This window comes from Microbacterium jejuense, assembly GCF_019511665.1.
Taxonomy (GTDB): Bacteria; Actinomycetota; Actinomycetes; order Actinomycetales; family Microbacteriaceae; genus Microbacterium; species Microbacterium jejuense_A.
Window position 1 is genome coordinate 1 of sequence record NZ_JAEUAW010000008.1, and the last position, 24,549, is coordinate 24,549.

Below are 24,549 nucleotides of genomic sequence, written 5' to 3' on the forward strand. Positions count from 1 at the left end.
CCCCATCGCCCACCGCCCCGTCGCCCACTGCCCGGTCCCGAGACCGCAGGGAGGCGCCGAGACCCTGGGGATACCCCACGGTCTCGTCCGGCGGCTGCGGTCTCAGGGCGGGAACGGAGTCGGGCCGAGGGGATGCCGCCGACCGCGCGGTCTCGACGGCCCGCTCCTGCGGGCGTCCGGTGTTGAACGGCGGATCCAGGTAGATCAGGGTGAACGAGGCATCCGGCAGGGTGCGGATGACGTCGAGGTTGTCGCCTACGTGGATCTCGACAGACCCTTCGACAGGCTCCGGGACCGGGACGGAGGTCACGGGACGCGGCGCAGCCACGCGTCGGTCGAGAACTTGGATTCCACGAGCGCCTCCGCTTCGGCGTACTCGTCGGGCGTGATGTGCCCGGGCACGGCGCCGTACAGGTTCGTGAAGGTCTCTTCGAGCTTGGCGATGATCGCCTCGCGCGGCAGTCCGGTCTGGCGCCGCAGCGGGTCGACGCGCTTGGCTGCCGACGTGGTGCCCTTGTCGCTGAGCTTCTCGCGCCCGATGCGCAGCACCTCGGTCATGACCTCGCCATCCATGTCATAGCTGAGGGTCGCGTGGTGCAGCACTCCGCCGTTGGCGAGGCGCTTCTGGGCGGCGCCGCCGATCTTGCCCTGCGGCGAGGCGATGTCGTTGAGCGGCTGGTACGTCGCGTCGATGCCGAGGGCCCGCAGCGCCTGCAGAACCCAGTCGTCGAGGAACGCGTACGAGTCCGCGAACGTCAGCCCTTGGACCAGGGATGCCGGCACGTACAGCGAATACGTGACGATCGAGTTGGCGCCCATCATCATCGCGCCTCCGCCCGAGATGCGGCGGACCACGTCGTAGCCGTGCTTGGCCGCCCCCTCGGGATCGACCTCGTTGCGCAGCGACTGGAACGAGCCGATGACGACGGCGTTCTCGTCCCACTCCCAGATGCGCAGCGTGGGGCGACGGCGGCCGTCGCCGACGCGGCCGGTGAGCACCTCGTCGAGCGCGAGGTTCATGCGCGGCGACACCGGCTTGTCGTGGACGATCTCCCAGTCGAAGTCCCGCCAGCCCGGCGCGGTGACGAGCGCCCGCCGCACGGCGGTGCCGACGGCCTCGGGCGTGAAGCCCAGCAGCTGCGCCCCGTCGGGGAGCGCGCCGCGCACGGCGGCGGCGATGGTCGCGACATCGGCCTCGATGGGCAGGCCGTTGACGGCGGCGTCGATGTCGAGCAGCGCGTCGTCGGGCTCGAGAAAGAAGTCGCCCGCCAGCCGGAAGTCCGCGATGCGCCCGTCGCGCTCTTCGAGGTCGACGACCACGAGCTTTCCGCCGGGCACCTTGTATTCGCCGTGCATGCTTTCAGCCTACGGCGCGGGTGGATGCCGCGACCGACCTCGCTCGTGAGACACGCTTCGTCTCGCTGGCGCTCGCTCAGCGACCGGGAACCAAGGCCCCGCACCGCCCAGCGGCGGGGGACGCTCGTCCCGGTCGTCCAACGACTGGCGCTGCTCGTGAGACACGCTTCGTCTCGCTGGCGCTCGCTCAGCGACCGGGAACCAAGGCCCTGCACCGCCCAGCGGCGGGGGACGCACGTCCCGGTCGTCCAACGACTGGCGCTGCTCGTGAGACACGCTTCGTCTCGCTGGAGTTCTCGGTCGTTGAGCGAGCGAGGAACGAGCGAGACGAAACGCTGCGGGCCGCCCGTCGGATCCGGCCATCTCGCGACGTCTGCGTGGACCGGGTTCTCGAGAGCGGCTCGCGACGTTTCGTCTTCGCGCGCCAGAGCGCGCTCCGCTCAACGACCGGAACCCCGGCCCGCGCGCCACTCATCGACCGGAACGCACGTCCCGGTCGCTGAGCGAGGGAGCGCCAGCGACCGAGACGAAGCGTGTCTCACGGATACGGCGGGCTACGACGTGCAGGCGCGGCCGTCGAGCAGGAACTGCCACGGCGTGCTGAGGGAGCTCTTCGCGTGCACGACGGTGTCGGGGGCGTTGCCCGTGCGCTTGGGCATGCCCGTCACCGTGACGACGTCGCCGGACTGAACCACAGCTGCCCGCGTCGCCTTCACGACCTTCTGCCCCTCCGGCACCGCGAAGCCCAGCGAGAACCGGTCGCCGAGCCGGCCCGACAGGCGCACCGCGGCCGACGTGCCGTCGGCGGACGGCGCCCAGTCGACGTGGCAGTCCAGCGGGGCGATCGCGGGGTCCGCGAGGGCGATGAGCTCGCGGGCCTGCTGCGCGAACCACTGCCCGGCGGCGGGGTCCTCGTAGCCGCGCTCGGGATCGTCGGGGCCGGCCGTTCCGCGGTAGCACTTGCCGTCCGACTCGCCGGGCACCTTGATCCACAGGTAGGCGTCGACCAGAGCGACCCCGGTCGTCGTGTCGGGGCGCAGGCCGAGTCCGCGGTCGGGCGGGTTGCACCAGTCCTCGTGGGCCGAGTACACCCCATCGGGGTACTGCCACGGTCCGAGTCCGTTGCGGCTGGTGTCGATCACGAAGTGCGTGGACGGCTGCGTGCCGCCGAGGATCGAGGCGTACCGCGAGTCGACGCCGGACGTGTTGAGCGCCGGGTCGGCGGCATCCGCTCTCCACTGTCCGTACTGCGACATGCTCACGCCCTGCCAGCCCGTGGCGGGGCCGCCGTTCCAGTACTGGTTGCCGCACGAGCCGAAGTCGCCCGGGACGACCTCGGTGACGTAGGCGATGCACTGCGACACCCAGGTGCCGAACGCTGTCGAGTTCGCGGTGAACTGGTAGTTCGACGCGTTGAGGAAGAACCCGTCGGCGCGCTGCACACCGCCCTTGAGCAGGCGGTCGGAGATCTCGCCGACATTGAGCCAGCTCGCGCCCGTGCCGTCGAGGTACACCGAGGTCGCCGGAAGGGCGGCGAAGGCGTCGACGGCGTGGCTCAGCTGCGCGAACCGGTCCGACGCCGCCGTCTCTGCGGGCACCTCGGCGGGCTGACACCACTCAGCCACGCCGTCGAGCGTCGTGTAGTGCGGGATGATGCCGAGGCCGTCCGGTTCGAGGATGACGGTCGCGTCGCGTCCGCCGATGCCCGCAGCGAACCCGTCGATCCACGCCGCGTAGGCGGCGGTGTCGGCCGCGCCGCCGGCGGAGTACTGCGCGCAGTCGCGGAACGGCAGGTTGTATGCCACGAGCACGGGCATGCGGTCCTGCGCCGCCGCGGCCGACACGACGGCGTCGACGGCCGCCTCGACCTCGGCCGGCGTGCCGTCGGTGAACCATGTGGCCGAGGCGATCGAGCCGAGCAGCTGCGCGTCGTCGCGCGCCTGGCCGCTGAGCGACTGCGCCGCCTCGAGGGTCGTGCTCCACGGATCGACGTAGAGCTCCGATCCCGCAAGCCCTGCGTCGTCGTCGGCGAGCGCCGCGGTCGCGGTCAGGGGCAGCGCGAGGCCCGCGGCGAGCGCGGCCGTCGCAGCGAGCGCGAGCGCGCGTCTGGTGCGCGGCCGCCCGCGGGATGGAAGGGATGCCTCGTGTCGTTCCTCGCGCAGCACACGTGCCGGGGTCATGGGTCCTCCTGTGGTCGTCGTCGACCGCCGGGCGTCGTCGTCCGGGGAGCGGGCATCGGCGAGCATGGGAGCGCTCCCACGATGTTCACTGGGGCCAGGATGACGCACGCACCCGCCCGCCGTCAACGCCGGGGCCACAGCTCCGGATCAGGCGCGGGACGGGAACCGCTGATCGAGCCACGCGAGCAGGTCGGCGCGGACATCGGTCTGCATGGTCTCGTTGAAGATCTCGTGCCGGGCACCGGGGTAGACGAGCGTGGTCACATCGGTGAAGCGCGAGCGCGTGCGGTACGCCTCGGCGAGGCGATGAACGCTGCGCGGACCACCCACGGGATCGTCTCGCCCGACCATGAGCAGCGTCGGGATGCCGCGCCCGGTGCGGCGCCTCGGCTTGCCGAGCAGGCGCACGGTGTCGGCGATGCCGAACAGCTGCGGGAGCGTGGTCGTCGTCGTCAGGGGATCCGAGAGGAACTCTTCGCCGACGGCGGCGTCGGACGACAGCCATTCGACACCCGTGGCGCCCGGCCCGTTCCAGCGCTTGTTGAGTGCGCCCGCGTTGAGCGAGCCGGGCCACAGCAGCGACGAGCCGCTGAGCACGAGTCCGTCGTATGCATCGGGGTGCGCGTTCACGAGCTTCTGCGCGAGGAACGACCCCCACGAGTGCCCCAGGAGGATGAGCGGCAGCCCGGGATTGTCGTCGCGGATCAGCTCGGTCAGCTGCCAGACCGCGGCGACCGCGGCACGGAGGCCGCCCGGGCCGAGCCTGCCGAGCTGCGACGTGTCTCCGCCGTGCTGCTTCATGCCGGTGCGGCCGTGCCCGCGATGGTCGTCGGCGTACACGGTGTAGCCGTCGGCGGTCAGCGCGTCGATGAGGGCGCCGTAGCGCCCGGCGTGCTCTCCGACGCCGTGCAGCAGCTGCACCACCGCCCGGGGCTCGGTCGCCGGGTGGACGTCGTAGACGATCGTGACACCGTGTGCGTCGATGAACTCGGGCATGCCGAGAGTCTAGGGGTGCGGCATCCCGAACTTTCTTTAGCAAGGCTAATGAGCTAGGCTAAGTATCCGGATGAGCAGCCACGGAACACTTGATACAGAACCCACGACGCCCGACGATCACGCAGACCTCTCCCCCGCCGCCTCGCAGCTGAGGATCGCGACCTTCCGCCTCGCGCGCCGCATGCGCACGCAGCGCGCCGTCGACTCCATGAGCGACGGGCAGTTCGCCGTCCTCGCCGCGCTCTGGAAGCACGGCCCCCACACGCTCGGCGAGCTCGCCGAGCGCGAGCGCGTCTCGGCCCCCTCGATGAACCGCACGGTCAACTGCCTGCAGGAGTCGGGCTGGATCACGCGCACCGCCGACGAGAAGGACGGCCGCAAGGTTGTGATCTCGCTCACGGATGCCGGCCACTCCGTCGTGGACGAGACCGCCCGGCGTCGCGACGCGTGGGTCGAGTCCGCCCTCGCGCAGCTGACCGACCAGGAGCGCGCCACCATCGCGCAGGCGGCCGAGATCATGGCTCGGATGGTGACGCTGTGAAGGCCATGTTCCGCTCGCTGTCGCTGTACAACTTCCGCGTCTGGTTCATCGGCGCGCTCATCTCGAACATCGGCGGCTGGATGCAGTCGACCGCCCAGGACTGGGTGGTCCTCACCGAGCTGACCGACCACGACGCGACCGCGATGGGCGTCACGATGGCGCTGCAGTTCGGCCCGCCGCTCATCCTCGTCGGCGTGACCGGGTGGATCGCCGACCGGTTCGACCGGCGCAAGCTGCTCATGCTGACGCAGAGCGCCCTCATGCTCCTGGCCGTCGCGGTCGGCGTGCTGCTGCTGACCGGCGTCATGACGCTGCCCCTGATGTGGGTGTTCGCCCTCGGGTTCGGCATCGCCAACGCCTTCGACGCCCCCGCGCGGCAGGCGTTCGTCTCGGACGTCGTGGCGAAGGAGAACACCTCGAACGCGGTCGCCCTGAACGCCGCGTCGTTCAACACGGCACGCCTCATCGGTCCCGCGATCGGCGGCATCATGATCGTCCTCGTGGGCACGGGGTGGATGTTCCTGGCCAACGCGGCGACGTTCCTCGCGATGCTCATCGCCCTGTGGGTGATGCGCACCGACGAGCTCGTGCCGCGCGTCAAGGCGCCCGGCGCTGCACGGCTGGCCGACGGCTTCCGCTACGTCGCGCGCCGTCCCGACCTCATCGTCACGTTCGTCATGGTGTTCCTCATCGGCGCCTTCGGCATGAACTTCCCGATCTTCGCCTCGACGATGGCGCTGGAGTTCGGGCGCGACGCCGACGGCTACGGGCTGCTGAGCTCGGTGCTCGCGATCGGCTCGCTGGCGGGCGCGCTGCTGTCGGCGCGACGCGATCGAGCCCGGCTGCGCGTGGCCATCTACGCCGCCGGCGGCTTCGGCGTCGTGTCACTCGTGTCCTCGCTGATGCCCGAATACGTGCTGTACGCCGCGACCCTCGTGTTCGTCGGCTTCTGCACCGTGACGATGCTGACGACCGCCAACGGCTACGTGCAGACCTCCACCGATCCGGCCCTGCGCGGGCGCGTCCTGGCGCTGTACATGGCCGTCATCATGGGCGCCACCCCGATCGGCGCGCCCATCGCCGGCTGGGTCGCCACGACCTTCGGCCCGCGCGCGGCGATCCAGGTCGGCGCCGTCGCCGGACTGCTCGCCTGCGTGATCGGCATGACGTGGATGATCGCGTCGGGCCGCATGCGCCGCCACGAGTCGCGGCGGTTCCTGCTGACCGTCGACGAGACGCGTCCGCTCACGATCGTGGCACCCGAGGAGTTCAGCGACGAGGTCGCCGCGACCACCCCGATCCGCACGATCGCCGACGACACGCCCCGCGCCGCCAAGGCGAGCTGACACTCCGCCCGCGACGGATGCCGGCAGCGCGTCAGTCGGCGTCCGTGCCGGCCTTCGCGTCGAGCACGTCGAGCGCGTTCTCGATGCCGGTGAGGTCGTAGCCGCGGATGAGGTTGCGGAAGCACTCGTGCATGGCTGCGGCCATGTCGGTGCAAGACGGGTCGAGCAGCCACTGCACCTGAAGCCCGTCCATCAGGGCGATCGTCGCCACGGCAGCCCGGCCGGGGTCGACGCCGTCGTTGAGGCGGCCGGCGGCCGCCACCCGCTCGAACGAGCTGGTGACGCTGGTGCGCACGTACTCGTAGCGGTTGATGAAGTACTGGTGAGCAGGGTGGTCGGGCGACGTCGCCTCGGCCGACAGCACGCAGTACAGCTCGACGATGCCGGGAGTGGACGCGTTGAAGCGGGCGAGCTCGGCAAGCGCACGCAGCGCCTCGACGCCGTCCGGCATGTCGAAGTCCACGCGGGCGCGCGAGAGGTCGTCACGGTGATCGAGGAGCGCCAGCAGCAGCGCGCTCTTGCTGCGGAAGTGGTGCAGGAGGCCGGCCTCGCTCATCCCCACCCGCTCGGCCACCTCGCGGAGGGAACCCGCCCGATAGCCCGACTGCGCGAACACCTCCAGCGCCGCGTCGAGGATCGCGGTGCGCGTCTCCTTCGACTTGGCGTACTCACCGCGGGGCTTGCGCGTCGCCGTGGGAGCGGTCCCCTTCCGCGCGGCGGCGGTCGTCGTCTCGGTCATCGTCTCACCGTATCCCCGGACGTCTCGCCACGCCTTCGTCGGGGTGCGACCGGGTCCTTCCTCTCCGTTCTATAACGAATTCCTAGTGCTCGCTAGTTTTTTGTGTCAAAAACCTAGCAACCACTCGTATTTGCTGTTAGCGTCAGCGCCCAGCAGGCGATCCGCAGGGGCATCGCCACAGATGAAGGGACCAAGGATGTTCCGTTGGAAGGCCACAGCAGCCACCATCGCGATCGCCGCGATCGTCCTGACCGGCTGTGCCGGCAGCGGTGACGGAGGGGCGGACTCGGGCGGCTCCGGTCGCGCGGACCGGCTCACGCTCACCGCGATCGCCGCCCCCACGAGCTACGACATCGGCGCCGGAGCGGAGTACGGCAACCGCAGCCCGTTCTTCCAGGCCGTCTTCGACACGCTGCTGCAGAAGGACTCCTCCGGCGAGATCGAGCCCTGGCTCGCGACCGAGTGGAGCTACAACGACGACAACACCGTGCTGACGCTCACACTCCGCGACGATGTCGAGTTCACCGACGGCACCGCCCTCGACGCCGACGCGGTCGTGGCGAGCCTCGAGCGCTTCCGCGACGGCACGTCGCCGCAGGCCGCGACGCTCGCGGGCAAGGAGTTCGCCGCCGTCGACGCCACCACGGTCACCATCACCCAGGCGGCACCCGACCCGTCGCTGATCAACCTGCTGTCGATCGCCCCGGGCCTGATCCAAGCGCCCTCGACGTTCGACGACCCCGACTCGGCGACCGAGCCCATCGGCTCCGGTCCGTACGTGCTCGACACGGCGTCCACCGTCACCGGTACGACGTACGTGTACACCGCCAACCCGGATTACTGGAACGCGGATGCCGTCAAGTACGACAACCTCACCATCAACGTCATCGAGGACCCGACCGCGACGCTCAACGCCATGAAGGCCGGCGAGGCCAACGGCGCCAAGATCGTCGACAACAGCGCGATCCCCGAGATCGAGGCGTCGGGCTGGACCATCGAGTCCAACGAGCTCGACTTCCAGGGGCTGCTGCTTTTCGACCGCGACGGAACGATGGCGCCTGAGCTCAAGGACGTCAACGTGCGCAAGGCCATCAACATGGCCTTCGACCGCGAAGCGCTGCTGGAGGCGCTGCAGTCCGGCTACGGCACGGTGACCGAGCAGGTGTTCCCCGCGACGTCGGCCGGCTTCGACGAGTCGCTCGACAGCACGTACGAATACGACCCCGAGGGCGCCAAGAAGCTCCTCGCGGACGCCGGCTACCCCGACGGGTTCACGCTGAACATGATGTCGACCCCGGCCTTCCAGCAGACGTTCGACCTCGTGGCGCAGCAGCTGTCCGACATCGGCATCACGGTCAACTACACCGATCCCGGCACCGGCAACTTCATCACCGACATGCTCGCGCCGAAGTACCCCGCGACGTGGATGGCGCTGGAGCAGAACCCCGACTGGCAGCTGATCAACTTCATGATCGCGCCCGACGCGACGTTCAACCCGTTCCACTCGCAGGACCCGCAGGTCGACGAGTACATCGCCACCATCCAGACCGGCACGCCGGACGAGGCGGAGCAGGCGACCAAGGACCTCAACGCCTGGATCGTCGACAACGCCTGGTTCGCGCCGTTCTACCGGGTCCAGGGCACGTTCGCGGTCGACGCGAACACGAACCTCGAGTTCTGGCCCACCAACGCGTACCCGTCGATCTTCGACTTCTCGCCGAAGAACTGACAACCCGCCCCGCCTGCGCGCCCGGCGCGCGGGCGGGGCGACATCACCACCCACGGGAAACGTCATGCTTGCATTCATCCTCCGGCGCCTGCTGTCGGGCGTCGTGCTCATCGCGGTGATCTCGTTCCTCGCGTTCGTGCTGCTCTATCTGGGCGGCGGCGACATCGCCCGCCGCATCCTGGGCGAGAACGCGACAGCCGAGACCGTCGCCAAGAAGACCGAGCAGCTGGGCCTGGACCGCCCCCTGCTGCAGCAGTACGGGGACTGGGTCGCCTCGGCCTTCACCGGCGATCTCGGTCGCAGCTGGTTCACGGGCGAACTGGTGTCGGTCAGCGTCACCAACCGCCTGGCCGTCACGCTGTCGATCGTCATCGGCGCGACCCTGGTCTCGGCCGTCGTCGCCGTCGTGCTCGGCGTCCTCGCCGCCCGCCGCGGCGGCTGGGTCGACGGCTCGGTCCAAGTCCTCTCGCTCATCGGCTTCGCGATCCCGGGCTTCCTCATCGCCCTCGGGCTCGTGCTCGTGTTCGCGATCAACCTCGGCTGGTTCAAGGCGACCGGGTACATCCCGATCTCGACGTCGTTCGCCGGCTGGCTGTCGTCGGTGACGCTGCCGATCATCGCGCTGTCGATCGGCGCCATCGCGACGGTCGCACAGCAGGTGCGCGGTTCGGTCATCGACGCGATGTCGCGCGACTACGTCCGCACCCTCCGTTCGCGCGGCCTCAGCACCGGCTCGGTCGTGTACCGGCACGTGCTGCGCAACGCGGGCGGACCCGCGCTCGCGGTGCTCGCGGTGCAGTTCATCGGCCTCCTCGGCGGTGCCGTCATCGTCGAGCAGGTGTTCGCGATCCCCGGCATGGGTCAGCTCACCGTCCGCGCGACCACGCTCGGCGACATCCCTGTCGTGATGGGCGTCGTGATCGCCTTCGCGATCATCGTCGTCGTCGTGAACCTCCTCATCGACCTCGCCCAGGCGGCGCTCAACCCGAAGGTGCGACTCTCATGACCGCCATCGACGTCCCCCTCGACGTGCCGGTCGCACCGGTACGCGTCTCGCTCCGGCGGCGCCTGCTGCGGCGCCCGCTCGGCCTCGCATCGCTGATCTTCCTGGTGCTCCTGGGCATCGTCGCCATCATCGGCCCGGCAATCGCCCCGCAGGACCCGAACTACGTCGACATCCGCAACGTGCTCGCCCCGCCGAGCGCCGAGCACCTCCTCGGAACCGACGGCAGCGGCCGCGACGTGCTGTCGCGTCTGCTGGCCGCGACCCAGACGACGGTCGCGGCGGCGCTGCTCGCGCTCGTCGTCGCTGTCGTCCTGGGCGTCGTCAGCGGCCTCATCGCCGGCTACTACCAGGGCTGGTTCAACAGCGCCGCCACGTGGGTGACCGAGCTGAACATGGCCCTCCCCGGCATCGTCGTGCTGCTGGCGGCGCGGGCGGTGCTCGGCCCGTCGGTGTGGATCTCGATGTTCATCTTCGGCATCCTGCTGGCGCCCGCGTTCTACCGGCTGGTGTACGCCTCGGTCACCGCTGTGCGCTCCGAGCTGTACGTCGACGCGGCACGCGTGTCGGGGCTCAGCGACTCGCGCATCATCGGCCGTCACGTCCTGTCGGTGGTGCGGGCGCCCATCATCATCCAGTCCGCGATCATCGCGGGCATCGCCATCGCGATCCAGTCCGGCCTCGAGTTCCTCGGCCTCGGCGACGTGGCCGTGCCCACGTGGGGCCAGATGCTCAACGACGGCTTCAAGAACATCTACAAGGAACCCCTCCTGATGCTCTGGCCGTCCCTGGCGATCGCGCTCACCTGCATCGCCCTGACGCTGCTCGCGAACGTCATGCGCGACGAGCTGGAGCGCACCGTGTCGGTGCGCCGCAAGCGCCGCCGGGCGGTGTCGACGGCCACCGGCTCGGTGGCCGCGGTGACGACGTCCGTCGCCCTCGGGGGCGGCGACCTCGTCGACCTGGACGAGCTGCCCGTCCACGAGGGCGCGGCCGTCATCGTCCACCGGGACGACGACCGCAGCAAGGCGACCGAGAAGGTGCTGGAGGTGCGAGACCTGCACGTCGGATACGACCAGCCGGACGGCTCGCACATCGAGGTGGTCCACGGGGTGTCGCTCGACGTCCGCAAGGGCGAGGTGCACGGCCTCATCGGCGAGTCGGGGTCGGGCAAGACCCAGACCGCGTTCGCGGTGCTGGGGCTCCTCCCCCGCGGCGGCCATGTGACGTCGGGGTCGATCCGCTACGAGGGCACGGAGCTCGCGGACGCCGCCGACCGCACCTACGCGGGCATCCGCGGCGCGCGCATCGGCTACATCCCGCAGGAGCCGATGTCGAACCTCGACCCGTCGTTCACGATCGGCAGCCAGCTCGTCGAGCCCCTGCGCAAGACCCTGAATCTGTCGAAGAAGGATGCCGCCGAGCGCTCGCTCGACCTGCTCGCACGTGTCGGCATCCCGAATCCGAAGCGCACCTTCGACGCGTATCCGTTCGAGGTGTCGGGCGGCATGGCGCAGCGCGTGCTGATCGCCGGAGCGGTGTCGACCGACCCCGACCTCATCATCGCCGACGAGCCGACGACGGCCTTGGACGTGACGGTGCAGGCCGAGGTCCTCGACCTGCTGCGCGACCTGCAGGCCGAACGTCACATGGCGATGCTGCTGGTCACCCATAACTTCGGCGTCGTCGCCGATCTGTGCGACCGCGTGACGGTCATGCAGAACGGCCGGTTCGTCGAGCAGGGCCCCGTGCGCACGATCTTCCACGACGCGCAGCATCCGTACACGTCCTCACTGCTGGAGGCGATCCTCGACGAGGGTCCCGCCCGCGGTCCGCTCGCCGGTGCGCCGGCCGTCGCGAAGGGAGCGGGAGCATGACCGCGCCGCTGCTGGAGATCACGGACCTCGTGGTCGAGTACCCGGGCAAGGGGTTCCGCGCCCAGCCGTTCCGCGCGCTGAAGGGCGTGTCGCTCGACATCCTCCCCGGCGAGACGGTCGGGCTCGTCGGAGAGTCCGGCTCGGGCAAGACGACGCTCGGCCGGGCCGCGCTCGGCCTCGCCCCGGTCACCGAGGGGTCGATCACGTACGACGGCCGCGACATCGCGCACCTCAAGCGCGGCGAGCGCCGCGACCTCAGCTCCGAGATCCAGGTCGTCTTCCAGGACCCGTACTCGTCGCTGAACCCGTCGATGACCGTGGAGCAGATCCTCACCGAGCCGCTCACGGCCGCGGGAGTGGCATCCACCGAGGCGAAGTCCCGCGTGCGCGACCTGCTCGACCAGGTGGGGCTGCCGGCCGACGCACGCGGCCGGCTGCCGCGGGAGTTCTCGGGCGGGCAGCGTCAGCGCGTCGCGATCGCACGGGCGCTGGCCCTGCAGCCGCGGCTCATCGTGTGCGACGAGCCGGTGTCGGCACTGGACCTGTCGACCCAGGCGCGCGTGCTCGACCTGTTCATCGACATCCAGGAGCGCACCGGGGTCGCGTACCTGTTCGTCACCCACGACCTCGCCGTGGTGCGTCACATCAGCCACCGCGTCGCGGTGATGTACCGGGGCGAGATCGTCGAGAGCGGCGACGCCGACCAGGTGACCGCGCGCCCGGCGCACCCGTACACGCAGCGCCTCTTCATGGCGGCGCCGGTGCCCGACCCCGACAAGCAGGAGGAGCGCCGCATCGCCCGGCGCGTGCTCCTGGACGCCGAAGCGGCTTCGAGCGCCGCGTGAAGAACCGGATGCCGCGGCCCGGCCCGTCCCGTGGGTGGCGGGTCGCGGCATCCACCCTCCTCCCCGAAACGGAACCCTCATGACAGACGTCGCCGTCCATCCCGCCGCCGTGCAGCACCTGGTCCCCCTGCTGGAACGCTTGACGCTCGAGCAGAAGGCCGCCCTCGTGCAGGGCGCGGACTTCTGGACCACCGTCCCGCTGCCCGGGATCGGCCTGCGCGCGATGACGCTGTCGGACGGCCCGGCCGGTGTCCGGGGCCCGCGGTGGGACGAGCGCGAGCCCTCGCTGAACCTGCCGTCGGGATCGGCGCTCGCCGCGTCGTGGGACGTCGACCTGGCGTACCGGTACGGGGCTGCCGCGGCATCCGAAGCCCGCCGCAAGGGCGTGGACGTCGTGCTCGGGCCGACCATCAATCTGCACCGGTCCCCGCTGGGCGGCCGCCATTTCGAATGCTTCAGCGAGGACCCCGAGCTCACCGGCGAGCTGGCCGCCGCCTATGTGCGCGGGCTGCAGGACAACGGTGTCGCCGCGTGCCCCAAGCACTACGTCGCGAACGACTCCGAGACCGACCGGTTCACGGTCGACGTGCGGGTCGACGAGCGCGCGCTGCGCGAGCTGTACCTCGCGCCGTTCGAGCGGGCGGTCGTCCACGGCGGCGCGTGGACGATCATGAGCGCCTACAACGGGGTCGACGGTGTCACGATGACGGAGAACGACCTGCTCGAGACGCCGCTCAACAGCGAATGGGGCTTCGACGGCACCGTCATCAGCGACTGGACGGCCGTGCGGTCGCTCGGCTCGGTGCCCGCCGCCCAGGATCTCGCGATGCCCGGACCGGCTCCGGCCTGGTCGGGGCTCGTCGAGGCGGTCCGCGACGGCCGGCTCGCCCAGGCCGACCTCGATCGCAAGGTGCTGCGCCTGCTGCTGCTCGCCGAGCGCGTGGGCGCGCTCGGCGACGCGTCGCCGGCGACCCCCGCGCCGCTCGACGGTCCGGCCTTCGCCCGTGCCGCCGCCGTCGAGGGCACCGTGCTGCTGCGCAACGACGGCGTGCTGCCGCTGGCGCCCGCCGCCCTCGGCCGCGTGGCGGTCATCGGCCAGAACGCGCGCGAGGCCCGCACGCAGGGCGGCGGCAGCGCCACCGTGATCCCCGAGGCCGTCGTCTCTCCCCTGGAGGGGCTGCGCGCGGCGCTGCCCGACGCCGACGTGCGCTTCGAGCTCGGCGCGGTCGTGCAGGAGGGCGTGTCCGAGCTTCCGCTGCACCAGCTGACCAACCCCGCCACCGGCGAGGCGGGTGTGCGCGTCGCCTTCTTCGACGCCGAGGGCACCGAGCTGTTCGCCGAGAACCGCCGATCGACCGCGCTGGTGTGGTTCGGCGGCGACGCGCCCGTCTCGGCGAGCGCGACCGTCGTGTTCGAGACGCTGTACCGCCCGGCCGAGACGGGCGACATCGAGCTCGGCTTCGCCGGCGCCAACCCCGGCAGGCTCTACGTCGACGACGTGCTCGTGCTCGACGACGCCCCCGTCATCGAGGGCTCGGATCTCGGCGCCGCCTTCCTCAACCCGCCGTCGATCACGGCCACGGTGCATGTCGAGGCCGGACGCGAGACAGCGATCCGCGTCGAGTTCACGCGGGCCGCGGCCGGCGCGCTGTCGGGCGCACTCAGCGCCACGCTGGGCGTCGCTCCCGGACGCACCGACCCCGAGGAGCTCATCGCCCGCGCCGTGGCGGAGGCTGCGGCATCCGACATCGCCGTCGTCGTGGTGGGCACCAGCTCGCGGGTGGAATCCGAGGGCTACGACCGCACGAGCCTCGACCTTCCCGGGCGCCAGGACGACCTGGTGCGCGCCGTCGCCGCCACCGGCACACCGACCGTCGTGGTCGTGAACGCCGGGTCGCCGGTTGTGCTGCCCTGGGCTGACGAGGTCGCCGCGGTCGTGCAGGGCTACTTCGGCGGACAGGAGTTCGGCCGGGCGATCGCCGATGTGCTCACCGGCGCCGCCGAGCCCGGCGGGCGCCTGCCCACCACGTGGCCCGCGTCGCTCGCCGACGTCCCGGTGCGCGACGTCACACCCCGCGACGGCCGGCTCGACTATCGCGAGGGCCTGCACATCGGGTACCGCGCGTGGCTGCGGGACGCGGATGCGGCCGCGCCCGCCTTCCCGTTCGGCCACGGCCTGGGGTACACGACCTGGACGTGGGATGCCGCGCACCGCCGCGGTGACGCCGTGGAGGTCGTCGTCACGAACACCGGGCGGCGCGCGGGCAAGCAGGTCGTGCAGGTGTACGCCGAGCGCCCCGACTCGACCGTGGAGCGCCCGGTGCGCTGGCTGGTCGGCTTCGCCGCCGTCCGCGCCTCCGCGGGCGAGAGCGTCACCGCGACGATCGCGGTGCCGTCGCGGCGCCTCGCCCACTGGGCGGGCGAATGGGTCGTCGAGCCGGGCGAGTACGTCCTGCGTGTCGGCGCGTCCGCGACCGAACTTCCGCTCACACTGGCGTGGCACACCGAAGGAGCCTCCGCATGACCCTGTCGCCGCTCACCTCGTCGCACCTGCACGGCGCCGCCGACGCGCGCCTCGACGATCTCGTCGCCCGCCTCGACGGCTACCTCGCGGCCGACCCCGACCTGTCGTTCCAGGTCGCCGCCTTCCATCGCGGCGAGCCCGTGCTCGACGCGTGGGGCGGACCGCACCTCGCCGAGGACTCGGTCATCGTGCCGTACTCGGTCACGAAGAACACGATCGGCCTGTCGGTCGGGCTGCTCGTGGACCGCGGCGAACTCGACCTCGACGAGCGTGTGTCCCACTACTGGCCGGAGTTCGCCGCGAAGGGCAAGCTCCGGGTGACGGTGCGTCAGCTGCTGTCGCACCAGGCGGGCCTGCCGCAGGCCACGCCGCCGCTGCGGTGGGACGAACTCCTCGATCACCACGCCGCCGCCGAGCGGCTCGCCGCGAGCGCGCCGTTCTGGCACCCGGGCAGCGCGTTCGGCTACCACGCGATCACGATCGGCAATCTGGCCTCGGAGCTGGTGTTCCGGGTGACCGGCCGCACACTGCACGAGTTCTACGAGTCCGACATCCGCGCACCCCACGGCATCGACTTCCACCTCGGCCTCCCCGTCTCCGAAGAGCACCGCCGCGCCGCCGTCCTGCCCATGATCCGGCCGGAGTCCGACACCAGCACGCCCTCGTTCTCGGCGCTCGGACCGGTCGTCTTCGCGATGGGCGGCGACCCCGTCGACATCGGCAACGACGCGGTGAGCTGGCGCTTCGGGCATCCCGCAGGATCAGGGACCGGCACCGCCCGCGGTCTCGCGCGGCTGTTCGCCGCGGCCGTCACAGGTGTGGACGGCGCCGACCCGTTCCTCAGCGCCGACACCGTCGAGCAGATCGGCCAGCAGCAGGTCCGGGGCTACGACGAGGTGCTGCATCAGCACGACCGCGCCCACGCGATCGTGTTCCAGAAGCCCTCGCAGCAGCTCGCCTTCGGCGGTCCGCGCGCGTTCGGCCACGACGGCGCGATGGGCGCGCTCGCGTGCGTCGACCCCGACAGCGGCGTGGCCTTCGCGTGGACCATCGCCCGCGGCCCGTGGCCGGGCGGCGCGGATCCGCGTGCCGTCGAGCTCGCCCGCGACCTCGGCATCCTGCTCTCGTCCTGACCGCTCCCGTTCTGCATCAGCCGACCCGATCGGAAGGAACCCCGTGTTCGACCGCGCCTCCACCTTCGGCGACACCCTCGACAGCCCCGCCGGCCGCGCCGTGCTCGAGACCCACCTGCCCGGCATCGCGGCCTCGCCCATGGCCGCGCAGTTCCGCGGTGCGCGACTCGGCCAGCTCGTCGCGCTCGTCCCTGCGCTCGAAGACCCGGCCGCCCAGGAGCGACTGTGGGAGGCCCTCGCGGCCGTCGAGGACGGCGACGCCGACCGCGTCCCCTACCCGCCGGCCATCGCACCGGACCCCGCCTACGAGGGCGAGGAGGTGGCTCGCGGCTCGGCATCCCTCGTCCTTCCGCAGCCGACCGCGCAATGGGACGTGCTGCAGGTCCGCTTCGAGGGGCCGAGCCACGGCAACCCGTTCGTGGACGTCGAGCTCGACGCGCTGTTCACGCGCCCCGACGGCACCCAGGTCCGCGTCGGCGGGTTCTACGACGGCGACGGCGTGTACGCCGTGCGTGCCCTCGCCGATGCGCAGGGCGAGTGGAGCTTCGTCACGCGCTCGACGGCGCGCTCGCTGGACGGGATCGCCGGCGCCGCGGTGGTCACGGCGGCCCGCGACGGGGCGCACGGGCCGGTGCGCGTCGACGGGCTCCACTTCCGCCACGCCGACGGCACACGCCACCGCCCCCTCGGGACGACCGCCTACGCGTGGACCCACCAGCCCGACGGCCTGCAGGAGCAGACCCTCGCGACGCTCGCGGACGCGCCGTTCACGAAGATCCGGATGTGCCTGTTCCCCAAGTCCTACCTGTTCAACGCGAACGAGCCGACCGACTTCGTGTTCCCCGGTTCGCTCGCCGACGGCTTCGACCTCGAGCGGTTCGACCCCGCCCACTTCCGCCGGCTCGAGCAGCGCATCGCACAGCTCGGGGCGCTCGGCATCGAGGCCGACCTGATCCTCTTCCACGCGTACGACCGGTGGGGCTTCGCCGACCTCGGTCCCGCCGTCGACGAGCGCTACCTGCGCTACACGGTGCGCCGCCTCGCGGCGTTCTCGAACGTGTGGTGGTCGATGGCCAACGAGTACGACCTGCTGTGGTCGAAGACGGGCGACGACTGGGAGCGCCTTGCGGCGATCGTCGGCGAGGAGGACCCGTTCGGGCACCTGAACTCCATCCACAACTGCCGTCCGTACTACGACTACTCGCGGCCGTGGATCACGCATGTCAGCATCCAGCGCGTCGACGTCTACCGCACCGCCGAGAACACCGACCAGTGGCGCGAGCGCTGGGGCAAGCCCGTCGTGATCGACGAATGCGCGTACGAGGGCGACATCGACCAGGGCTGGGGCAACATCACCGGCGAAGAGATGGTGCGCCGCTTCTGGGAGGGTGCCGTGCGCGGCGGGTACGTCGGCCACGGCGAGACGTACCTGCCCTCGGCACTCGGCCTAGAGGACGAGGTGCTGTGGTGGTCCAAGGGCGGGACGCTGCACGGCACGTCGCCCGAACGCATCGGCTTCCTGGAGCGGCTGCAGTCCGAGGCGCCCGACGGCGTGTGGGATCCGCTGCCGTCGGACTGGGACGTGCCGTGGGGCGGCACCGACACCCACCGCGTCGGCTACTTCGGCTTCAACCGCCCGCGCTTCCGCAGCCTGGTGCTGCCCGACGGCGAATGGACCGTCGACGTCATCGACACGTGGAACATGACCGTCGACCGCGTGCCCGGCACCCACCGGGCGACGGTGCGCGTCGAGCTGCCGGGCCGGCAGTTCATGGCCGTGCGCACGATCCGGGTCGGCGACTGACGCCTCCGCCGTGCGGCCTCAGCGCGGCTCGCGCACGCCCACGCGCTCGAGGTGCGCGTTCGTGAACCGCCCCTCGGGGTCGAGGCGCTCGAAGACGGCCCGTGCGTCAGCCAGTCGCGGGTGGACGCGCTCCAGGGCGGCGCGGTCGAAGCCGTGCACCTTGCCCCAGTGCGGGCGGGCGCCGAACGGCTCCAGTGCGGCCTCGATGCGCGCGACGGCGGCGACCACGTCGTCGGGCCGATCGGCGTACCACGTGAAGTGGATGATCGCGCTGTCGCGGCCGTAGGCGGGGCTCAGCCACAGCCCGTCGGCCGCCGCCGTGCGCAGCTCGGTCCAGAAGAGGAGCGGGCGGATGCCGTCGGCCAGCGCCCGCACGGCGTCGAGGGCCGCAGGGGCCACGCCGCGGTCGACGAAGTACTCCGTCTGGATCTCGTCGCCCAGCGACGGCTGCGCGTCGAGCCGGAAGTGCGGCAGCCGCAGCAGCCACGGACCGGGCACGCCGCCGATCTCGGTGGCGTTGTCGCCCTGGACGAAGGGCGACACCTCGCCGTGGGTGCGGATGCCGTCCAGCAGCGTGTCGGGCACCGCGTCGTCGTCGGCGTCGAGCCGCGTCTTGACCCACACGAACCCGACCGAAGGCTCCTCCCACCGCGAGAACACCGACACGCTGTATCCGGCGGCCGTGAGCTCGTCGTAGCCGGCGAGGGCGGCATCCCACGACACTCCCGTGTACAGGTCCTGCCGCAGACGGAACGCCGGCACGAGGTCGAGGGTCAGCGACACGACGATGCCGTAGGCGCCGAGCCCGACGACGAGCGCGTCGAAGTCGGGGTCGCCGCGGCGCACCTCGTGCACCTCGGCGTCGGCGCCGACGTAGCGCAGCGCGCGCACCGAGGCCGACAGCACCGGGTTGGCGTCGCCCGAGCCGTGGGTGCCGGTCGCCGTCGCACCGCCGACGTTGATGTGCGGCAGCGACCCCATGTTGCGCAGCGCCCAGCCGCGCTCGTGCAGCCACACGGCGAGGACGCCGTAGCGGATGCCGGCCGGGACGGTCACGGTGCCCGTCGCCTCATCGAGCTCGAACTCGGGGGCGAAGCCGGTGACGTCGACGAGCGTGCCGGTCGTGTCGGGCAGGTCGGTGAACGAATGGCGGGTGCCCAGGGCGCGCACGCGGCCGGGTCCGGCGAGCGCGCGCCGGACGTCGTCGACGGTGGATGCCGTCACGATCCGCGGTGCCGTGTACTCGTAGTTGCCTGCCCAGTTGCGCGGCATCGCACTCCCTCTCGTCGTGTCCCCTCCATCCTGCCGCGTGCGGTGCGCCGTGTTCCGCTCCGTGTCGGAGGTCCGACCTAGTGTCGAACGCGTCTTCGACCGCATGCGCGTCATGTCGGAGCCCGAGCGAGAAGGTGGGCGAGAATGAGTATCGTGCCGGAACTGCTGGAGCGAGCCGCCGACGACACGGCGGGCGCGCGAAAGGCGCGCGGCGCGTTCTTCACGCCCCCGGCGATCACGCGCTTCCTCGCGCAGTGGGCGATCCGGGAGGGGACGGATGCCGTCCTGGAGCCGTCCGCCGGCGACGCGGCGTTCCTCGTCGAGGCCGTGCGCCGCCTGCGCGACCTCGGCGCGACGGAACCCCCCGCCGTGAGCGGCATCGAGATCCACCCGCACAGCGCCGAGGTCGGTCGCGAGCGCATCCAGCGCATCGGCGGTTCCCCCGCGCTCATCGTCGACGACTTCTTCAACGTCGAGCCCGAGGCGCGCTTCGACGCCGTGATCGGCAACCCGCCGTACATCCGGTATCAGCAGTTCACGGGCGAGGCGCGGGCGCGGGCGCGCGAGGCGGCGTTCCGCGCCGGCGTGGCGCTCACCGGTCTCGCCTCCAGCTGGGCCGCCTTCACCGTGCAGTCGGCGCTGCATCTGCGCCCCGGCGGCAGGCTGGGGCTCGTGCTTCCGGCCGAGCTGCTGAGCGTCAACTACGCCGCGCCGGTGCGCCGGTTCCTCTTCGAGCGGTTCGCCCGGCTCGAGCTCGTGCTGTTCACCGAGCAGGTGTTCCCCGAGGCCGAGGCCGACGTCGTTCTGCTGATGGCCTCCGGCTTCGACGAGGGGACGAGCCGCCACGCCACCGTGTACGAGACGACGAACGCGGCGGGGCTCACGGCGCTGCCCGACGGGCTGACGTTCACGCCGGCCGATCCGTCCGACAAGTGGAACGCCGCACTGGTCGACCCCGATGCCATCGAGCCGCTGCACTCGCTGCGCGAAGCGGGTGCGTTCGTGCCGCTCAAGGCGTGGGGCGAGACGACGCTCGGCATCGTGACCGGCAACAACGGGTACTTCACGCTCAGCCCTGCGCGCGCAGCGACGCTCAAGCTCGACGCCTCCGAGCTCGTGCCGCTGTCGCCTCCGGGCAGCAGTCATCTGCGCGGTCTGACGCTGTCGGCCGAGCTCCTCGCCGAGCTCGGCGCCGCGGGTCGCTCGACGCTCATGTTCCGCCCGACGGGCGACACGCTCTCGCCCGCGGCGAAGCGGTACGTGCGCGCCGGCGAACGCACCGGCGTGCACGAGGCGTACAAGTGCCGCACGCGCAGCCCGTGGTACCGCGTCCCACTGGTGCCGCCGGCCGACTTGCTGCTGACGTGCATGAACGCCGACACCCCGCGCCTCACCACGAACGAGGCGGGTGTCCACCACCTCAACTCGGTTCACGGCGTGTATCTCGACGCCGCTGTGCAGGATCTCGGGCGTGAGCTGCTGCCGCTCGCGAGCCTCAACTCGGTCACGGTGCTCAATGCCGAGATGGTGGGGCGCGCGTACGGCGGCGGCATCCTCAAGATCGAGCCGCGCGAGGCCGACCGCTGGGCGGTCCCGTCGCCCGCGCTCGTCCGCGAACGCGCCGGGGCCCTGCACGCGGTGCGCGAGCTGATCGCCGCCGACCTTGCGGCCGGGCGGTTGTGGGATGCCGTGCAGCGCGTCGACGCCGCCCTCTTCACCGACCGCGAGCTGCCGTCGGAGGCCGACCTGCACGCCGTGCGCGCCGCCCACGCTCGCCTCATGGAGCGGCGGGTCGCGCGCTCGCGGACCGCACGCTGACTCTCCCCCGACGCCGACCGAACCGAAGGACCCGCTCCGTGCCGACCAGAAAGCCGTCCATCGCCGAACAGGGATGGCAGCTGTTCGATCGCATCGTCGAGCGGGCCACCGTCGCCGGGCACACGTCACCGTGGACCGTGGCGGACGGCGATGTCGTCTACCGGCCGGACTTCGAGACGCTGCGCCTGCTGCTGGGCGTGCCGCTGCACCTGAACGCCAACTCGCAGTCCGGCGTGCCCGCTCTCGCGCTGGACGTGTGGATCGCGTACGAGCTGAGACGCGCCGGGTTCGACCCCGACGCCGCCTGGCCCCGTGAGTCCGACCCGCGCATCATGCCGGCCGCGCTGGCGGCGCTGCTCGAGGCGACGCCGGTGCGCGGCGGCGAGCGCGCGCTGCTCGAAGAGCGGATCCGCATCAGCGGCTCGAAGTCGGGCCTCGTCGGCGGCAAGGCCAAGATCCTCGGCAAGAACTACCAGAAGCAGGTCGACGTCGTCCTGTCGGACTGGCGCACCGGGCCCGAGATGCTGATCAGCACCAAGCGCATGGACTCGTCGTTCGGCAAGAACGCCGCCAACCGCGTCGAGGAGTCGTACGGCGATGCGAAGAACCTGCGGCTGCGGCATCCCCTCGCCTCACTCGGATTCGTGTTCGGCCTGCGCACGACGATCTACGAGAAGGAGGCCGCCAAGGCGGCGTGGCTCATCGACCTGCTCGGCAAGCTCGGCCAGGAGGACGACGCGTACCACGCCGTCGCCCTCGTGCTGATGGAGTACGCGCAGGACCCGCCCGCCGACGGCGACGACGTCAACGAGCCCGAGACCGGGCCTGAGACCGCGCCCGAGCCTGCGGCGGACGCGCCGCTGGAGACGGCGGGCGACCCCGATCAGCTCTTCGCGCTCGACGACCCGGGCCCCGCCGCCGGCGTCGACACGGCCCTGGCGGCGGCTGCGGCGCGGGCCGCCGCGCAGGCCGAGCTGGACGCCGCGATCGCGCTGCTGCCGCCGGTGTCGGTCGTCCTCGACGAGCGGGTGCCCGACGAGCTGCACCCGGCGCGGTTCCTGCGCGCCATGGTCGAGCGCACGCTCGCGATCACACCCGTCGACCACCACCCCGAGGCACGAGCACGCCGCGACGCAGCGGTCCGCGCGGCGCGTCAGGCGGCCGCGGCGGGCTGACGCGTCGGTCAGCCGGCAGCCGCGGCTGCCAGTCGCTCCGACGCCGTGGCCATGTGCGTCGCCATCGCCGAGGCTGCGGCGTCCGCATCCCCGGCTTCGACCGCGCGGAAGACGGCGTCGTGCTCGTCGATCGCGATGCGCGCTTCAGCTTCGTCGTGGACGGCGCGGTCGGCGTACACCTGCAGCAGCGACCGGACGACGTGCAGCAGGTCGACGAGGGTGTCGTTCGCTGCCGCGGCGGCGAGGGCGTTGTGGAAGTCGAGGTCGGCCCTCGCGAACGACTTGAGGTCGCCGACGCCCGTGCGCATGCGCTCCAGCGACGACTGCAGGGCGTTCCGATCGGCTGCCGCCGCCCGCCCGGCCGCCAGACGCGCGACGTAGATCTCCAGGCCGGAGCGCAGTTCGAGCAGCTCACCGGTGTTCTTCTGCCCGATGAGGAGCCCCCAGCGGAGGGTCTGCGGAAGCAGCTCGCTCGCGGTGCCGCGCAGATAGGTTCCTGAGCCCGGGCGGACGTCCACGATGCCGAGGATCTCGAGTGCCGCGAGCGCCTCGCGCACCGCCGACCGTCCCACCCCCAGCGTCGCGGCGAGCTGGCGTTCCGGAGGCAGCCGCGTGCCGGCGGCGAGGTCGCCGCCGGTGAACAGGTCCATGAGCCGCCGCGCGACCTCCGAGACCGGCGTGCCGCTGGGCAGCGCCCCGAGGGCGGCCGTGATCTCGGCGGAACGGTCGTCGGGGTACGCAGGCATGCGAACAACTTACGACAGGAACTGCCGCGCCCGGGATTGCATTCGGTCAACCGGTTTGTCAGACTGACGACAGGCGACGCGGGTCGCCTTTCTCACGCGTCAGCGAGAAAACGTTTCCTGATTCTCAGCGAAGAGGTCCTGACAATGAAGTTCCGCAGCAGCACGCTCATCACGGGGGTGGCACTGACCGCCCTCGTCGCTCTCACCGGGTGCGCGTCGCAGACGCCCACCGCCGCGCAGCCCACGCTCGACCCCGACGAGGAGGCGTCGATCAGCTTCGCGTTCTGGGGCAACGACGTCCGCGCCGAGCTGTACGACGAGGCGATCGCCGAGTTCGAGAAGCAGCATCCCAACATCGACGTCTCGGTGCTGTTCCTCTCTCCCAACGACTACTGGGAGAAGCGCCAGATCGAGGCCAGCGGCGGCGGTCTTCCCGACGTCGTGACGATGGACGTCGCCTACATCCGCCAGTACTCGCAGAACGGGTCGCTGCTCGACCTCGAGCCGTACCTCGGCACGATCATCCAGACCGATCCCATCGACCCCTCGGTGCTCGGGGCGGGCGTCGTCGACGGAGTCACGACCGCCGTGCCGCTGTCGACCAACGCGTGGTCGATGTTCATGAACACGACGATCCTCGATCGCATCGGCGTCGAGCCGTTCGCCGGCGGCACGTGGGAGGACTACTACGAGTGGGTCGCCGACACGAGCGACGCCGCGAAGGCCGCGGGCCTCAGCGACGTGTGGGGCGGAGTCGACCCGACCTCACGGTTCGTGAACTTCGAGATGCAGCTGCGCGCCGAGGGCAAGGAGCTCTTCGACGAGGACGGGCAGCCGGGCTTCGACGAGGAGCGACTGGCCGAGTACTGGGAGGAGGGCGCCGACGTGCGCGAGGCGGGCCAGTTCGTGCCGCAGCAGCGCACCGCTGAGGTGCAGCCCCTGACCGCCTTCGACAGCGCGATCAGCGCGAGCGACACCCAGACCGACAACTTCGCGGCCGGATTCCTCGCGAACCTCGGCGACGGCTACGAGATCTCGCTGCAGGCTCCGCCGCTGTCGGTCGAGGGGGCGAAGGACCTGTACCTCAAGGCGTCGCAGCTGTACTCGATCGCGGCGAACACGGACCACCCGGCCGCTGCCGCGACGCTGATCGACTTCTTGATCAACTCGCCGGAGTCGGGCGAGATCTTCGGCACCAACCGCGGCCTGCCCGCGTCGGCGACCGCGCGTGAGGCGGCAGACCTCGACCCGGTCAGCCAGGACATCGTCGCCTATGAGGAGTCGATCTCGGACCGGCTGGGGGAGGCCCCGCCGGCGCCGATCGTCGGCTACGGGTCGCTGCACGAGAAGTTCCGCGAGCTCACCGAGGAGCTGAACTTCGGGACGATCACCGTCGACGAGGCCGTGGAGCGGTTCTTCGCTGAGATGGACGTCGTCCTCAGCCAGAACCAGTGACCGCCTCGGC

At 71.3% G+C, this 24,549-nt stretch carries 18 protein-coding genes and 1 pseudogene; 12 read left to right on the top strand and 7 right to left on the bottom strand.

What is annotated here, in order from left to right:
• The 4 genes and pseudogenes from JNB62_RS19225 to JNB62_RS11530 all read right to left on the bottom strand — a co-directional run.
• A pseudogene (locus JNB62_RS19225) lies at positions 1-310 on the bottom strand (hypothetical protein); the annotation flags it as partial.
• Positions 307-1,356 carry a lipoate--protein ligase family protein gene (locus tag JNB62_RS11520; RefSeq protein WP_220301032.1) on the bottom strand — a complete coding sequence of 350 codons (1,050 nt, stop codon included), beginning with the start codon at positions 1,354-1,356 and terminating at the stop codon, positions 307-309. The pseudogene JNB62_RS19225 and the gene JNB62_RS11520, both read right to left, overlap by 4 nt.
• 554 nt (positions 1,357-1,910) lie before the next feature.
• The gene (locus JNB62_RS11525) at positions 1,911-3,536 is read right to left on the bottom strand and encodes a glycoside hydrolase family 6 protein (RefSeq protein ID WP_220301033.1); all 1,626 of its coding nucleotides are present in this window, start codon (positions 3,534-3,536) and stop codon (positions 1,911-1,913) included.
• Between the two features lie 147 nt (positions 3,537-3,683).
• Positions 3,684-4,532, bottom strand: coding sequence for an alpha/beta hydrolase (locus JNB62_RS11530; protein ID WP_220301034.1), 849 nt, complete (start codon positions 4,530-4,532; stop codon positions 3,684-3,686).
• Between the two features lie 70 nt (positions 4,533-4,602).
• Here JNB62_RS11530 and JNB62_RS11535 point away from each other — a divergent pair, with 70 nt between their 5' ends.
• Positions 4,603-5,073, top strand: a complete 471-nt coding sequence (locus tag JNB62_RS11535) for a MarR family winged helix-turn-helix transcriptional regulator (protein ID WP_220301035.1) — start codon at positions 4,603-4,605, stop codon at positions 5,071-5,073.
• A gap of 5 nt (positions 5,074-5,078) precedes the next feature.
• A complete protein-coding gene (locus JNB62_RS11540) occupies positions 5,079-6,419 on the top strand; it encodes an MFS transporter (RefSeq protein ID WP_220301174.1) in 1,341 nt (446 codons plus the stop codon).
• Between the two features lie 31 nt (positions 6,420-6,450).
• On the opposite strand, the gene JNB62_RS11545 is transcribed toward JNB62_RS11540, so the two are convergent.
• Positions 6,451-7,158: a TetR/AcrR family transcriptional regulator gene (locus tag JNB62_RS11545; RefSeq protein WP_220301036.1), complete on the bottom strand. Its 708-nt coding sequence runs from the start codon at positions 7,156-7,158 to the stop codon at positions 6,451-6,453.
• Positions 7,159-7,354: 196 nt separating this feature from the next.
• Between JNB62_RS11545 and JNB62_RS11550 the strand changes: the two genes are divergently transcribed.
• The 7 genes from JNB62_RS11550 (at position 7,355) to JNB62_RS11580 (ending at position 18,073) form a co-directional block, all read left to right on the top strand.
• On the top strand, positions 7,355-8,887 hold the full coding sequence (locus JNB62_RS11550) for an ABC transporter substrate-binding protein (protein ID WP_220301037.1): 1,533 nt from the start codon (positions 7,355-7,357) through the stop codon (positions 8,885-8,887).
• Positions 8,888-8,951: 64 nt separating this feature from the next.
• Positions 8,952-9,893, top strand: coding sequence for an ABC transporter permease (locus tag JNB62_RS11555; RefSeq protein WP_220301038.1), 942 nt, complete (start codon positions 8,952-8,954; stop codon positions 9,891-9,893).
• Positions 9,890-11,767, top strand: coding sequence for a dipeptide/oligopeptide/nickel ABC transporter permease/ATP-binding protein (locus tag JNB62_RS11560; RefSeq protein WP_220301039.1), 1,878 nt, complete (start codon positions 9,890-9,892; stop codon positions 11,765-11,767). The genes JNB62_RS11555 and JNB62_RS11560 overlap by 4 nt, the downstream gene beginning before the upstream one ends.
• Positions 11,764-12,612, top strand: a complete 849-nt coding sequence (locus tag JNB62_RS11565) for an ATP-binding cassette domain-containing protein (protein WP_220301040.1) — start codon at positions 11,764-11,766, stop codon at positions 12,610-12,612. The genes JNB62_RS11560 and JNB62_RS11565 overlap by 4 nt, the downstream gene beginning before the upstream one ends.
• Positions 12,613-12,691: 79 nt before the next feature.
• The gene (locus JNB62_RS11570) at positions 12,692-15,136 is read left to right on the top strand and encodes a beta-glucosidase (protein ID WP_220301041.1); all 2,445 of its coding nucleotides are present in this window, start codon (positions 12,692-12,694) and stop codon (positions 15,134-15,136) included.
• Positions 15,133-16,269, top strand: coding sequence for a serine hydrolase domain-containing protein (locus JNB62_RS11575; RefSeq protein WP_220301042.1), 1,137 nt, complete (start codon positions 15,133-15,135; stop codon positions 16,267-16,269). Before JNB62_RS11570 ends, JNB62_RS11575 begins: the two co-directional genes overlap by 4 nt.
• Positions 16,270-16,312: 43 nt before the next feature.
• On the top strand, positions 16,313-18,073 hold the full coding sequence (locus JNB62_RS11580; RefSeq protein WP_220301043.1) for a DUF5605 domain-containing protein: 1,761 nt from the start codon (positions 16,313-16,315) through the stop codon (positions 18,071-18,073).
• 18 nt (positions 18,074-18,091) lie between these two features.
• Here the strand turns inward: JNB62_RS11580 and JNB62_RS11585 are convergent, their stop codons facing one another.
• Positions 18,092-19,345 (bottom strand): D-arabinono-1,4-lactone oxidase, encoded by a 1,254-nt coding sequence (locus JNB62_RS11585; RefSeq protein ID WP_220301044.1) that lies wholly within the window; start codon positions 19,343-19,345, stop codon positions 18,092-18,094.
• A gap of 144 nt (positions 19,346-19,489) precedes the next feature.
• Between JNB62_RS11585 and JNB62_RS11590 the strand changes: the two genes are divergently transcribed.
• Positions 19,490-21,163 carry an N-6 DNA methylase gene (locus tag JNB62_RS11590; protein WP_222856014.1) on the top strand — a complete coding sequence of 558 codons (1,674 nt, stop codon included), beginning with the start codon at positions 19,490-19,492 and terminating at the stop codon, positions 21,161-21,163.
• Between the two features lie 38 nt (positions 21,164-21,201).
• On the top strand, positions 21,202-22,338 hold the full coding sequence (locus JNB62_RS11595; RefSeq protein WP_220301045.1) for a hypothetical protein: 1,137 nt from the start codon (positions 21,202-21,204) through the stop codon (positions 22,336-22,338).
• Between the two features lie 8 nt (positions 22,339-22,346).
• On the opposite strand, the gene JNB62_RS11600 is transcribed toward JNB62_RS11595, so the two are convergent.
• Positions 22,347-23,084 (bottom strand): FadR/GntR family transcriptional regulator, encoded by a 738-nt coding sequence (locus JNB62_RS11600; protein WP_220301046.1) that lies wholly within the window; start codon positions 23,082-23,084, stop codon positions 22,347-22,349.
• A gap of 144 nt (positions 23,085-23,228) precedes the next feature.
• On the opposite strand from JNB62_RS11600, the gene JNB62_RS11605 reads away from it, so the two are divergent.
• Positions 23,229-24,539, top strand: coding sequence for an ABC transporter substrate-binding protein (locus JNB62_RS11605; protein ID WP_220301047.1), 1,311 nt, complete (start codon positions 23,229-23,231; stop codon positions 24,537-24,539).
• Positions 24,540-24,549 lie beyond the last annotated feature (10 nt).

Bases quoted from the DNA above. Each gene is read 5' to 3' on its own strand.
- JNB62_RS11520 (WP_220301032.1), bottom strand. From the start codon at position 1,356: ATGCACGGCGAATACAAGGTGCCCGGCGGAAAGCTCGTGGTCGTCGAC.
- JNB62_RS11525 (WP_220301033.1), bottom strand. From the start codon at position 3,536: ATGACCCCGGCACGTGTGCTGCGCGAGGAACGACACGAGGCATCCCTT.
- JNB62_RS11530 (WP_220301034.1), bottom strand. From the start codon at position 4,532: ATGCCCGAGTTCATCGACGCACACGGTGTCACGATCGTCTACGACGTC.
- JNB62_RS11535 (WP_220301035.1), top strand. From the start codon at position 4,603: ATGAGCAGCCACGGAACACTTGATACAGAACCCACGACGCCCGACGAT.
- JNB62_RS11540 (WP_220301174.1), top strand. From the start codon at position 5,079: ATGTTCCGCTCGCTGTCGCTGTACAACTTCCGCGTCTGGTTCATCGGC.
- JNB62_RS11545 (WP_220301036.1), bottom strand. From the start codon at position 7,158: ATGACCGAGACGACGACCGCCGCCGCGCGGAAGGGGACCGCTCCCACG.
- JNB62_RS11550 (WP_220301037.1), top strand. From the start codon at position 7,355: ATGTTCCGTTGGAAGGCCACAGCAGCCACCATCGCGATCGCCGCGATC.
- JNB62_RS11555 (WP_220301038.1), top strand. From the start codon at position 8,952: ATGCTTGCATTCATCCTCCGGCGCCTGCTGTCGGGCGTCGTGCTCATC.
- JNB62_RS11560 (WP_220301039.1), top strand. From the start codon at position 9,890: ATGACCGCCATCGACGTCCCCCTCGACGTGCCGGTCGCACCGGTACGC.
- JNB62_RS11565 (WP_220301040.1), top strand. From the start codon at position 11,764: ATGACCGCGCCGCTGCTGGAGATCACGGACCTCGTGGTCGAGTACCCG.
- JNB62_RS11570 (WP_220301041.1), top strand. From the start codon at position 12,692: ATGACAGACGTCGCCGTCCATCCCGCCGCCGTGCAGCACCTGGTCCCC.
- JNB62_RS11575 (WP_220301042.1), top strand. From the start codon at position 15,133: ATGACCCTGTCGCCGCTCACCTCGTCGCACCTGCACGGCGCCGCCGAC.
- JNB62_RS11585 (WP_220301044.1), bottom strand. From the start codon at position 19,345: ATGCCGCGCAACTGGGCAGGCAACTACGAGTACACGGCACCGCGGATC.
- JNB62_RS11590 (WP_222856014.1), top strand. From the start codon at position 19,490: ATGAGTATCGTGCCGGAACTGCTGGAGCGAGCCGCCGACGACACGGCG.
- JNB62_RS11600 (WP_220301046.1), bottom strand. From the start codon at position 23,084: ATGCCTGCGTACCCCGACGACCGTTCCGCCGAGATCACGGCCGCCCTC.
- JNB62_RS11605 (WP_220301047.1), top strand. From the start codon at position 23,229: ATGAAGTTCCGCAGCAGCACGCTCATCACGGGGGTGGCACTGACCGCC.